12 protein-coding genes are annotated in these 11,547 nt (G+C 41.1%); 4 read left to right on the top strand and 8 right to left on the bottom strand.

The window, feature by feature from the left end; translation table 11 throughout:
* Nucleotides 1–6 precede the first annotated feature (6 nt).
* The 3 genes from HMPREF2573_RS06830 to pdxA form a co-directional block, all read right to left on the bottom strand.
* Nucleotides 7–852, bottom strand: coding sequence for a symmetrical bis(5'-nucleosyl)-tetraphosphatase (locus HMPREF2573_RS06830; protein ID WP_070472993.1), 846 nt, complete (start codon nucleotides 850–852; stop codon nucleotides 7–9).
* Between the two features lie 17 nt (nucleotides 853–869).
* Entirely contained in the window at nucleotides 870–1,724 is an 855-nt protein-coding gene (gene rsmA / locus HMPREF2573_RS06825) for a 16S rRNA (adenine(1518)-N(6)/adenine(1519)-N(6))-dimethyltransferase RsmA (RefSeq protein ID WP_003659883.1), read from the bottom strand.
* Between the two features lie 90 nt (nucleotides 1,725–1,814).
* Complete coding sequence (gene pdxA, locus HMPREF2573_RS06820) at nucleotides 1,815–2,975, bottom strand: 4-hydroxythreonine-4-phosphate dehydrogenase PdxA (RefSeq protein WP_003673159.1); 1,161 nt, start codon at nucleotides 2,973–2,975, stop codon at nucleotides 1,815–1,817.
* A 25-nt stretch (nucleotides 2,976–3,000) separates the two neighbouring features.
* Here pdxA and dnaB point away from each other — a divergent pair, with 25 nt between their 5' ends.
* Genes dnaB through HMPREF2573_RS06805 form a run of 3 tightly spaced genes read left to right on the top strand, consistent with a single transcriptional unit; the run spans nucleotide 3,001 to nucleotide 6,436 of the window.
* Complete coding sequence (gene dnaB / locus HMPREF2573_RS06815; RefSeq protein ID WP_003658004.1) at nucleotides 3,001–4,518, top strand: replicative DNA helicase; 1,518 nt, start codon at nucleotides 3,001–3,003, stop codon at nucleotides 4,516–4,518.
* 20 nt (nucleotides 4,519–4,538) lie between these two features.
* Nucleotides 4,539–5,681 carry an alanine racemase gene (alr, locus tag HMPREF2573_RS06810; protein ID WP_003673160.1) on the top strand — a complete coding sequence of 381 codons (1,143 nt, stop codon included), beginning with the start codon at nucleotides 4,539–4,541 and terminating at the stop codon, nucleotides 5,679–5,681.
* The gene (locus HMPREF2573_RS06805) at nucleotides 5,678–6,436 is read left to right on the top strand and encodes a MipA/OmpV family protein (protein ID WP_070472991.1); all 759 of its coding nucleotides are present in this window, start codon (nucleotides 5,678–5,680) and stop codon (nucleotides 6,434–6,436) included. The genes alr and HMPREF2573_RS06805 overlap by 4 nt, the downstream gene beginning before the upstream one ends.
* Before the next feature lie 83 nt (nucleotides 6,437–6,519).
* Here the strand turns inward: HMPREF2573_RS06805 and bfr (HMPREF2573_RS06800) are convergent, their stop codons facing one another.
* The 3 genes from bfr (HMPREF2573_RS06800) to HMPREF2573_RS06790 form a co-directional block, all read right to left on the bottom strand.
* On the bottom strand, nucleotides 6,520–6,996 hold the full coding sequence (bfr, locus tag HMPREF2573_RS06800) for a bacterioferritin (protein ID WP_003657997.1): 477 nt from the start codon (nucleotides 6,994–6,996) through the stop codon (nucleotides 6,520–6,522).
* A 12-nt stretch (nucleotides 6,997–7,008) separates the two neighbouring features.
* Nucleotides 7,009–7,503, bottom strand: coding sequence for a bacterioferritin (bfr, locus tag HMPREF2573_RS06795; RefSeq protein WP_003657994.1), 495 nt, complete (start codon nucleotides 7,501–7,503; stop codon nucleotides 7,009–7,011).
* A gap of 379 nt (nucleotides 7,504–7,882) precedes the next feature.
* Nucleotides 7,883–8,077: a (2Fe-2S)-binding protein gene (locus tag HMPREF2573_RS06790; protein ID WP_003659890.1), complete on the bottom strand. Its 195-nt coding sequence runs from the start codon at nucleotides 8,075–8,077 to the stop codon at nucleotides 7,883–7,885.
* Between the two features lie 333 nt (nucleotides 8,078–8,410).
* Between HMPREF2573_RS06790 and HMPREF2573_RS06785 the strand changes: the two genes are divergently transcribed.
* Nucleotides 8,411–9,832, top strand: coding sequence for an L-serine ammonia-lyase (locus HMPREF2573_RS06785; RefSeq protein ID WP_003663480.1), 1,422 nt, complete (start codon nucleotides 8,411–8,413; stop codon nucleotides 9,830–9,832).
* An 81-nt stretch (nucleotides 9,833–9,913) separates the two neighbouring features.
* Here the strand turns inward: HMPREF2573_RS06785 and HMPREF2573_RS06780 are convergent, their stop codons facing one another.
* Both HMPREF2573_RS06780 and folD read right to left on the bottom strand, forming a co-directional pair.
* The gene (locus tag HMPREF2573_RS06780) at nucleotides 9,914–10,318 is read right to left on the bottom strand and encodes a DUF4377 domain-containing protein (RefSeq protein WP_003657987.1); all 405 of its coding nucleotides are present in this window, start codon (nucleotides 10,316–10,318) and stop codon (nucleotides 9,914–9,916) included.
* Between the two features lie 363 nt (nucleotides 10,319–10,681).
* Nucleotides 10,682–11,533: a bifunctional methylenetetrahydrofolate dehydrogenase/methenyltetrahydrofolate cyclohydrolase FolD gene (gene folD, locus HMPREF2573_RS06770; protein ID WP_003659896.1), complete on the bottom strand. Its 852-nt coding sequence runs from the start codon at nucleotides 11,531–11,533 to the stop codon at nucleotides 10,682–10,684.
* Between the last annotated feature and the right edge of the window lie 14 nt (nucleotides 11,534–11,547).

The raw sequence follows: 11,547 nt of genomic DNA, 5'->3' as shown, positions 1-11,547 counted from the left end.
ATATCATCATGAGCAGTGATCGCCAACGGATATCACCGCCCCATCGCTCAGCCGATAAGCCACAAGCTTACCACCCCATACACAACCGCCATCAAGTGCACGCACAAATTTGGTCGCCACCTCAGCGTTTAAAGCTGCCCAATGTCCAAATAAAATGCGTCTTTCTCGTACCACAAACCAAGAAAACCAAGGGCGAAAATCCATTGGCATATCATCTTTTAGTGATTTTTTAAAAGAAAACTCCAATCGCCCTGATTGGGTGCAAAGACGCATCCGAGTAAAGTAGTTGGCGATGGCACACATTCTTTGGTGGCCATTTAAGTCATCTGACCACACTTCGCTTTTTTTACGATAAAGGTTTGGTAATAAACGATCTAACTGTTTTAGGTTGCCCGACAGCTGCTTTTCAAGCTCTTTGGCGTATCCTGCCGCCTCAGTGATGGACCAATTTGGCGGAATGCCTGCATGTGTCAGTACGGTCCTGTCATCTGGAAATACCAAAAGTGGCTGCTGTCGAAGCCAGTTAAGCAGCTCATCACAGTCAGGTGCTTCAAAAATCGGTAGCGTCTTATCTTTTGCTTTGGGGGTTAAGACACCCCGCCAAGTGGCGATTAAGGTAATATCGTGATTGCCAAGCACTGTGCTCAGTGCGTCAATGTCTGATAAGCGTTTTGCCTCCCTAAGTGTGGCAAGCGAATCTTCACCTCGTGCTACAATATCACCTGCAAGCCAAAGTTTATCTTGGGTTTCATCAAAATTTAACGCACTTAATAGCTCATTAAATGCACCAAAGCAGCCTTGTAAGTCACCGATGACATATTGATGGCGGTAGTGTTTTTGTTCTGTATTCATACTCAGCAATGATATGATTAAGGTGATGGCTGACGGTTTTTGACGACCAAATCAGCAAGTAAAACAAACTCATGTACACACAATGTCTCAGGGCGTGCACTTGGATTGATGCCGATTTTTTCAAAATCTGATTCATCTAAAGTCGGTAATAGCCCATTTGCCTTAAAAATTGCTCTTAAAGTCTTACGCCGATGATTAAAGCTTTCACGAACCACCAAAGCAAACACCGACTCATCCATTGCTGTAATGGGCTTGGTTTTATAAGGCGTTAGTCTAAAAACTGCACTGGTAACTTTGGGTGGTGGATTAAATGCCCCTTTGGGGACAGTGAGTAAATAATCCGATTGACAATAATATTGCATAATCACCGATAATCTGCCATATTCTTTTGAATTAGGCTCAGCTGTGATGCGATCAACCACTTCTTTTTGGAGCATAAAGTGCATATCTTTGATCACATCACTAAATTCAAGCAAGCGAAATAAAATCGGTGTAGAAATATTATAAGGCAAATTGCCCACCACCCGAAAAACACCTTTACCAATCTGCTCCGCCAACGCACGATAATTGACATGCATCGCATTATCATTGATGATCGTAAAATCAGAATGACTATTGGCACCAATATTAATCTTCAGCTGAGATGCTAAATCTCGGTCAAGTTCAATCACCGTCATGCCATCAACCTCAGCAAGCAAAGGCTCGGTTAATGCCCCAAGACCTGGCCCAATCTCTAATAAATTATCCTGCCTGTCTAACCGAATAGCGGTCACAACCTGAGAGATGATATGAGTATCGTGTAAAAAATTTTGACCAAAACGCTTACGAGGTGCATGCTTGGCTTGTTGCGGGGACTTTGGGATAATGTGCATAATTAATGATTGAACGCTGAATAAAAATTGTGATCATCATATCATGTTTCGATGATGAGCGTGAAAATTTTCATGATGAATTTTGCAAGTTTATGCCAAATCAAAGTCAGATATTGACATTTTATTGGCATAAAAAATCGCTTGTTTTAGGCTGCTACTAGATGCTCTGCCTGTCCCTGCCAAATCTAACGCCGTGCCATGATCTACCGATGTACGCACATAAGGTAAGCCCAAAGTGATATTGACTGTATCACCAAAACCATGCGACTTAAGTGGTGCAAGACCTTGATCGTGATACATAGCAATCACAGCATCACAGTCCGCCAAGTGCTGCGGTGTAAATAGTGTATCAGCAGGCATGGCATAAGAAATATTAATACCCTCAGCCATCAATACTTTTAAGGCAGGGTTGATAATGCAAATTTCTTCATCACCCAAATGCCCGTCTTCGCCTGCATGTGGATTAAGACCACAAACCAAAATTTTGGGTGATAAAATACCAAATTGTGTCACCAATCCTTGATGAGTAATCCTGATGGTTTCTTGGATTTCATTGGCGGTAATGGCATCAAAGATATCTTTGAGTGGCAAATGTGTTGTTACTAGTGCCACTTTCATCACACGATTAGCAAGCATCATCACGACTTTATGACAGTTTGATTTGTGCATAAAATATTCGGTATGACCGCTAAATATATCGCCATTATCAAGGCAAATGCCTGCTTGAATCATCACAGATTTTTGTATAGGAGCGGTGATGATGGCACGGATTTGATGCATTTTTGCTAACACATGTGCCAAATGTAGTTGCCGCTCTACCATGGCAGCGTTCGCGGTGTTTAATTGACCTGCGATAACTTCATCACAGCAAATTATATTTAAAACAATCACCAAAGGATGATTTTTTGATTGATTTTTTAAATTATCAGTTAACTGACTATCCAGCCAATTTTCTGTGATGTGATCTATTTTGTCAGGCACATCAATCACATAAAAATCAGGTATTTTGCTAAGCTTGCCTACCTTGATAAGTACTTTGGCTCGTGCAATAAATGCCGATTTATCGGCAGTGATCAGCCAAATACCTTCTGATAAATCGCCAGCATCGATCACATCCAACACAATATCCATACCAATGCCAGCAGGCTCACCTGTGGTGATGAGCATTGGCTTAGTAGGTGTGTGATTGAGCGGATAATTCGCCTGATTGTCAAGTGATTTATTGATGATATTTTTATCAAAATTAGGCATTTTTGAAGATTCTCACAAGGTTTTTATGGTACAATTTAAGTTTTTTTATGGCATATTTTCCAGCCGGATTTTATCATTATTTATAGCGATTACCAAACATAAATCCTATTTGTACGACCTTTTGCATAAGCCAAATACTGACATGACCAACACGAACGATAAAAAAGACAGCCTCCTTACGCTTCAGCCGCCCCACAGCATTGAGATGGAGCGTTCACTTTTGGCAAGCTTGATGAGTATTAATGATTCATTTGAAGACATAGAAAATATCATCAACGCCAATGATTTTTATGGCGAAAGACACAAAAAAATCTTTGATGCCATCAGTCATTTGGCGCGTGTCAATGAGCCATACGATAGCATCATGGTGCATGATTATCTAAGTCGCATTGGTCAGCTGGTATCAGCAGGCGGTGAAGACTATCTCATTACCATCAATCAAAGCACGGCAAATTATTTTAATCTCATCAATTATGCCGAAAAAGTACGAGAAATGTCGGTATATCGTCAGCTGATTTCGTCCGCCAATCATATGCTAAATTTGGCATATCACCCAAAAAAGCAAACCATAACAGAGATTTTAGATACGATTGAATCGGATATTTTTCGTATTGGGGAGAGCTTTGCTAAAGGTAGTAGTAAAACAGGCCCACAGCGTATCGATGATGTCATGGCAAATGTCGTCACTCAGCTTAACGACATTCGCTTACGCCCTAATGGCCTGATTGGTCTTGATACAGGGTTTATTGAGCTTAATAATAAAACACTTGGTTTTCAAAATGGCAACCTAATCATTTTGGCAGCTCGCCCAGCGATGGGTAAGACGGCTTTGGCACTAAATTTTGCACAATCGGCACTGATGTCTAATAAAGCAGTTGCCATTTTTTCGATGGAGATGCCTGCTGAATCGATTGCTATGCGTATGTTGGCAGCATGGGGCAGTATTGATATGAAGCGTCTAATGTCGGCGAATATGAACGAAGATGAATGGGGGCGTTTTATGAATGGCGTCACTTTGCTTCAAGACAAGCATTTATACATCGATGACCGTTCAGATCTTAGCCCTTCTGAAATCAGAGCCACTTGCCGTAGGATTGCCAAAAACCACCCTGACGGTTTGGGATTTGTTTTGATTGATTATATGCAATTGATGCGTGTGCCTGGTATGGGCGATAACAAAGTCAATGAAATGGGCGAGATTTCTCGCAGTTTAAAGGCACTGGCGCGTGAGCTTAACTGTCCTGTGGTTGCTCTATCTCAGCTTAACCGCAAAGTTGAAGACCGCCCAAACAAGCGACCATTAATTTCAGATATCCGTGAATCAGGGCAAATTGAGCAGGATGCTGACTTGATTTTATTTGTATATCGCCATCATTATTATCACCAAGACAAAGATGATATCAAGCATTTGGCGGAGGTTATCATCGGCAAAAACCGTCAAGGTGAGCGTGGTAAAGTGCCGCTCAAATTCATTGGTGAATATGTCCGATTTGATGATTTAATTCCAGGCGATATGCCTGAAGATTATGATATCGATGAATAATTTTAAGAATAATGAATACGATGCGTAGCACCTCTATCACCATCCACCCTAATGCTTTGACACACAATCTGCAAATCATCAAAAGCCAGCTTGACCCAACGACCAAAGTACTTGCTATGGTCAAAGCAGATGCATACGGTCATGGCATAGATGCAACCGTCCCTGCTTTGATCCATGCCGATGGCTTTGGTGTGGCGTGTTTGTCTGAAGCCATGGCGGTCAAGCAAGTACTTGATGGCATGAATCACAAAAAACCCATCGTACTGATTGAAGGTGCGTTCAGCTTAGATGAGTGGAAAGTGGCAATTGACCATGATTTTGGCTGTCTGATTCATCATGAAAATCAGCTCATATGGGCATTGTCTCATCGGCCCAAGCAAGACCAATTTTGCCATACCATTTGGCTAAAATACAATACGGGCATGAGCCGCCTAGGATTTAATGACGATCACATCATCACGGCCGCCAAATCGTTGGCCGATGCAGGCTATCGGCTAATTTTGACAAGTCATTTTGCATGTGCAGATGACAAATCACACCCACTAAATGCACAACAAATCAGCAAATTTGATCAAGCCTTGGCGTGTATTCGATCGTTTGCACCTGATACGCTTGCCAGTTTGTGTAATTCAGCAGGGATTTTTAATTTTAAGCACCAGCATCATGATTGGGTGCGTGCTGGTATTGCCTTGTACGGCTCTAAGCCCATCACCGACCAATCAGCCAAAGCACTCAATCTCATGCCTGCCATGACGCTATCGGCACAAGTGATGGCAATTCACACCTTGGCAGCTGGCGACAGTATCGGTTATAGTGCACTGTGGGCAGCACAAAAACCACATCAAATTGCTGTTGTCAGTATTGGCTATGGCGATGGTTACCCCAGAGTGGTGATGGGTGCTAAAGTCAGCGTGACCGATACTTCAGGCAATCGCCACTTATGCGATATCATTGGTAGAGTTGCCATGGATATGTTTATGATTGATATTGATGGGCTTGATATTGCCATTAATACGCCTGTTGTGCTGTGGGGCGATTCGCCCACGATAGATGAGGTGGCAATGTGTGCAGGGACAATTGGCTATGAGCTGATGTGCCGTTTGACCACTCGACCAAAGCGATGTATTATGGATACATACCTACCCAAGAAGGAATTTAAATGAACATAAAAACTTTCAGCTTAGCTGTGATCTGTGGGCTAACGACCACCGCATACGCCCAAAGCTTACCGATTGATCATGATGCCAACCTAAGACTTGGCGTCAATGCGACTTATAATGCGACCGCTTATCATGCCAAAGATCCTATTTTTGTCATGCCCCAAGCTTTTTATGATAATAATCGTTGGTATATCGAAGGTGCTGAAGCAGGTTTTTACCCTTATAAGGATAACAAGCACCATGTGCGTATCGGCTTAACTTATGATGGTCAGAGCTTTGACCCCAATCATGCCAATGCCATAGAACTTAAGCAGCTTAATAAGCGTCAATGGTCAGCACTCGCCCATGCAAGCTATCTTTATATCACCCCTTACGGTGGTCTAAAAGCAAAAGCTGCCACCGATGTGCTTGATCGGCATGATGGTCAGACTGTCACTTTATCGCACCTAAGCCGCTTTAATAAAGATGCTTGGACGGTATATCCAGAATTTGGTGCAACTTGGCACAGTAAAGATTACAATCAGTACTACTATGGCATTTTAGATGCCGAGGCCTTAAAAACCAATCATACCGCATATCAAGCCGATTCTGGTTGGTCGCCCTTTGTGACAGCGACAGTCAATTATCAAGTCACACCAAAAGTCAGTGCATTTGTTAATCAGCGTATCGAATGGCTATCAAATGCCCAAAAAAATAGCCCGATGACTGACAATAAAATTGACAGTAAAACTCGGCTGGGTCTAAATTATCATTTTTAATGATTTAACCTTTGATTAGCCAAAAACCGCCTATCTGATTAGGCGGTTTTTGTGAAACTCAATGGCTGATTTATTCAAATCAATTAATCATTATCTTGAGCTTTTAATTGGATATAGTTTTGAATACCCATATCTTCGATCAGTTCTTGTTGCGTGGTCAGCCAATCTTCGTACTCTTCATTTTCATCTTTTAGCTTCACCAAAATCTCTCGTGATACATAGTCACGATGATCCTCACAAATACCAATCGCTTCTACCAATATATCATGTTTACGCTTTTCAAGCTTTAAATCACATACCAAAATCTCAGCAACATCTTCGCCAATCAAAAGCTTGCCAAGATCTTGTAGGTTTGGTAAACCTTCTAACAGTAAAATTCGTTCGATCAGCTCATCAGACCATTTCATCTCTTGAATGGATTGCTTATAAAATACTTCATTAAGCTCATGGACGCCCCAATTTTTGGTGATGCGTGCATGTAAAAAATACTGATTGATCGCAATGAGTGACTGACCCAATACCAAATTTAACGCACGGATAACTTCTTTATTACCTTTCATAATCACTCCCAATTAGTGAGCATTGCCCTGCTGATCAACTTCAGCAGTCACACTTTGTAGGTAGTTTTGTAGACCCATCAAATCAATCAAACGCAACTGTTTTTCAAGCCAATGGGCGTGATCTTGCTCAGTATCTTCAAGCTGACGCACCAAAATATCTCGTGTCACATAATCTCGCTCTGTCTCACACAATGCGATACCCTCTTTTAAATGTTCTTGTACACGATACTCTAGCTCAAGATCACTTTTTAGCATACTTGGCACATCAGAGCCAATCTGAATTTCACCCACTTGCATATTTGGCTTTCCGCCCAACATCAAGATACGCTGAATTAATAACTGTGCATGTCCTGTCTCATCTTGCATTTCGTGATAAATACGATCATATAATTTACCAAAACTCCACTCCGCATACATTTGTGCATGAATGAAGTATTGATCACGAGCACCAAGCTCACCACCTAATAAAAAGTTAAGATAATCAATGACTTTTTGAGATGATTTCATGATAAAACTCCTTAGTAATATACCAAATTGATAACACTGTTTTAAATAGCGATTGGTAACTATATTGGCCACTATCTTATCATAAAATTTCAAATCGTCTATCTTAGCTTTGTAGGGATATTGAACCGCGAACGCTTTGCAATCTGATAAGCATTTACAAGTAAAACAAAAAATCATCTGCATAAAACTAGGCAGATGATTTTTAGGATAGATATAACTTTTTGATTTTAAATATAAAATATAATCTATAATGAGAATTGGTATAAATTGTGATTGATTAACCACTCGGTTTATTTGCTTATTTTGTTCAACAGACCGCCCAAAGCCGACATCGAATAAAAATTAGAAATAATTTAGAAACATTAATAATCAAAGTTTCTTAACCTGCCATCACATCAATGGCGATCACATTGGCTTGATGCTCATCAATCAAATCCTGAACCATCGGTACACAGCAACCACAACAAGTACCAACAGATAAAGACTCTTGAAGACCCTTCATACCTGATACGCCTGATGATAACGCAGTCTTGATTTGTGAGTCTTTTACATCATGGCAAATACATACATACATCAGATGACTCCTTTCGCTTTCGATACCGATAAACTTGAGAGGTTTTCATGATCAACAATGATTCATGTTTTTTACTTTACAGGCTTATAATAACAATAATTATTCCCATTTGCAATTCATTTTATTAATTTTTTCAAAAACAATTATTTAAAAAATTGATCATGATTAAAAATAGATTGAATATCACACTTATCGCCATGATTCATTATCGTATTTTAGCCTTTGGTAACATTTGATAAGTCGGCAAATCATCAAAATTTATTATCAATTGCTCATAAGGCTGTAATCCATTATAATCAATTGTATAGATAATTATATTTGGAATAATGCTTTATGATCAGCGTTTTTGAACTGTTTAAAATCGGCATCGGACCATCAAGTTCACATACGGTCGGCCCCATGGTGGCAGCCAATCGTTTTTTGGTATTGCTTGGCGATCGTATGGATAGCGTCCGTCAAATTACCATTGAGTTATATGGCTCGTTATCATCAACGGGCAAAGGTCATGCCACAGATACCGCTATTTTGCTTGGTTTATCAGGGCATGAGCCACCTACGATTGATACCACTCGAACCGAAGAATATTTAAAGCCCATCTACCAAGAAGGTCGGTTGATGTTGGGCGGCACGCATCAGATTGCATTTGATGCTAACGAACATCTTTTATGGGATGACACGCCATTGCCTGAGCATCCCAATGGCATGAAACTCATCGCCATACTTGATGATGGTGAACAGTTGGCACAGACTTATTATTCTGTTGGCGGTGGCTTTATCAAAGATGAGCAGCAAATTCACTTAGCACCATCTCAAGATACTCAATCAGCCTACCCTTATGATTTTGACAGTGCAGAAGAGCTGGCGGCATTATGCCAAGCACATGATTTAAGTATCGCCGATTTGATGCTTGCCAATGAAACTGCCCTAAGGGATATTGATGATGTTAAAGCGTATTTAAACGATGTTTGGGATACCATGCAAGCTTGCGTCACTCAAGGCTGTAAAGTTGATGGGATTTTGCCCGGTGGCTTAAATGTCAAACGCCGTGCCAAAGATCTGTATGAACAACTATCCAAAGAATATGGGTATTCAGGCAATGGAGGTCTGCTTGCCATGGATTGGGTGAATTTATATGCCTTGGCGGTCAATGAAGAAAATGCCGCTGGCGGAAAGGTCGTTACAGCACCTACCAATGGTGCGGCGGGCATCATTCCTGCTGTATTACATTATTACCGTGGATTTATTCCAGCATTTAGCTATCAAGGGGTGCGTGAATTTTTATTGGTTGCAGGTGCGATCGGTGCACTCATTAAACAAAATGCCTCAATTTCAGGGGCAGAAGTTGGCTGTCAAGGTGAGGTTGGCTCTGCTTGTGCCATGGCAGCGGCAGGATTGGCTCATGTTTTAGGCGGCAGTGTTGCTCAATGCTTGAATGCAGCAGAAATTGGACTTGAGCATAATTTGGGCTTGACATGCGATCCAATTGCAGGACTGGTTCAAGTCCCTTGTATCGAACGAAACGCCATGGCATCGGTCAAAGCCATTAATGCTGCGCGTCTTGCACTACGAGGTGATGGCAGTCATCATGTCTCATTAGATAAAGCGATTGCCACAATGAAAGAAACTGGCATGGATATGATGGATAAATACAAAGAAACCGCCAAAGGTGGACTGGCTATCCACGCTACCAATGCCATGAAGACAGCACAGCGTATTGATGCCATTAATATTAGCTCAGGATTTAGTCAATGCTAATCTCAATCATAAAAAACCAAGCAATGAGCTTGGTTTTTTATTGAAACACTTATTGAAACATTGATTGAAACAAGCTGATAATTATAGCATTTCAGGTGTTTTTGAGATAATTTTATTCAAAGTCCATTTTGGAACAACTTGACCAGTTGTCTCATTTAATAGACGCTCTTGTTTTAGGTCTAATACATAGCGGAAACCTGGCTCGTATTGGAAACCCTCAATATCACCACTTAGCACATTAAAATTACGATCAAAAGTACGGCGATATTGTAAGCATTCTGCTTGCACGGTTTCACCCAAGTTATTGGTTAGCTCGCACACAGCTTTACGAGGTGCGATCTCTACTTGGAAGCTACGCAAATCTTGAACTTGCACCTGCTTAACTTCACCCTCAACAATCATCAAACGCTTATCATCAAGCTGCTTTGATGCACATCCTGCCAATGCTACAGAAGCCAACGCCACGCCTGCAAATAATTTTTTCATATCAATTATCCTTTAAATAAATCATCTAAAAAAAGAGGAGACTATAAACTATAATCACACCCCGATGACGGATCTGCCATTCCAACAAATAGGATGCGATCTATAATCATCTTGTATAAATGCTACCACAAAATTTTGATACTTTTAAGTAAAAATCTGACACAATTTGTAAATCTTTTGTAAATTTATCAAATATTGCCATATAATGTGCAAATAGGCAGTATGACGCACTAAGATAGGCGATCAAAATTTGTCTATATAAATACAAAATAAGCACTTGCATATGATTAATGCTCAATAAAAACCCCACTTGCATGACTTTACAAGTAGGATTTTATTCAAAAGTAAAAATCTATCGTAATATTACAAACCTGCTTCTTTTTCGGCGGCCTCGACAGTTTGACGGATAAGCGTATTGATGGTCATTGGACCAACACCGCCCGGCACTGGCGTATAAGCAGAAGCGATGGCCTCAATACCGTCCAATTCGATATCCCCACAGCCGCCTTGATCGGTTGGATGAAATCCTGCATCAACGACGACCGCACCTTGCTTAATCCATGATTTTTTGATTAATTCAGGTACACCAACAGCACCAACAACGATATCAGCTGAAGCGAGATACTCAGCTAAGTTTTTGGTGCGTGAATGGCAGATTGTTACAGTACAGTTGGCATTTAATAGCATCATCGCCATCGGCTTACCTAAGATGGCACTACGACCCACGACGACCGCATGCTTACCTTCAAGTTCAATACCATAATGTGTCAACAGATGCATGATACCTTGTGGTGTGCATGAGCCATAAGCAGATTCACCCATTGACATACGCCCAAAGCCTAGGCAGGTGACGCCATCGACATCTTTATCCAAACTGATGCGATCAAAGCAAGCTCGTTCATCAATCTGAGTTGGCACAGGATGCTGTAATAAAATGCCGTGCACATCTGGATTATCATTTAGCTCATCAATCTTAGCAAGCAGCTCATCAGTTGTGGTATCTTTTGGCATATCAACACGCATGCTATCCATTCCGACACGCTGGCAGGCATTGCCTTTCATGCGTACATAGGTCGCTGATGCTGGATCATCACCCACCAAAATTGTTGCCAAAATTGGCGTGCGTCCTGTTTTTTGTTTTAATGTCTCAACACGCACTGACAGTTCGCTTTCAATGCTTTTTGCCAATGCCTTGCCGTCTAGTACAGTTGCCATAACCTTGCCTTTTT

The sequence above is a fragment of the Moraxella sp. HMSC061H09 genome, from assembly GCF_001809255.1.
GTDB lineage: Bacteria > Pseudomonadota > Gammaproteobacteria > Pseudomonadales > Moraxellaceae > Moraxella > Moraxella catarrhalis.
The sequence above is the reverse complement of the archived record's forward strand: the minus strand, read 5'-3'. Positions and strand labels throughout refer to the sequence as shown.

Bases quoted from the DNA above. Each gene is read 5' to 3' on its own strand.
- HMPREF2573_RS06830 (WP_070472993.1), bottom strand. From the start codon at position 852: ATGAATACAGAACAAAAACACTACCGCCATCAATATGTCATCGGTGAC.
- rsmA (WP_003659883.1), bottom strand. From the start codon at position 1,724: ATGCACATTATCCCAAAGTCCCCGCAACAAGCCAAGCATGCACCTCGT.
- pdxA (WP_003673159.1), bottom strand. From the start codon at position 2,975: ATGCCTAATTTTGATAAAAATATCATCAATAAATCACTTGACAATCAG.
- dnaB (WP_003658004.1), top strand. From the start codon at position 3,001: ATGGTACAATTTAAGTTTTTTTATGGCATATTTTCCAGCCGGATTTTA.
- alr (WP_003673160.1), top strand. From the start codon at position 4,539: ATGCGTAGCACCTCTATCACCATCCACCCTAATGCTTTGACACACAAT.
- HMPREF2573_RS06805 (WP_070472991.1), top strand. From the start codon at position 5,678: ATGAACATAAAAACTTTCAGCTTAGCTGTGATCTGTGGGCTAACGACC.
- bfr (WP_003657997.1), bottom strand. From the start codon at position 6,996: ATGAAAGGTAATAAAGAAGTTATCCGTGCGTTAAATTTGGTATTGGGT.
- bfr (WP_003657994.1), bottom strand. From the start codon at position 7,503: ATGAAATCATCTCAAAAAGTCATTGATTATCTTAACTTTTTATTAGGT.
- HMPREF2573_RS06790 (WP_003659890.1), bottom strand. From the start codon at position 8,077: ATGTATGTATGTATTTGCCATGATGTAAAAGACTCACAAATCAAGACT.
- HMPREF2573_RS06785 (WP_003663480.1), top strand. From the start codon at position 8,411: ATGATCAGCGTTTTTGAACTGTTTAAAATCGGCATCGGACCATCAAGT.
- HMPREF2573_RS06780 (WP_003657987.1), bottom strand. From the start codon at position 10,318: ATGAAAAAATTATTTGCAGGCGTGGCGTTGGCTTCTGTAGCATTGGCA.
- folD (WP_003659896.1), bottom strand. From the start codon at position 11,533: ATGGCAACTGTACTAGACGGCAAGGCATTGGCAAAAAGCATTGAAAGC.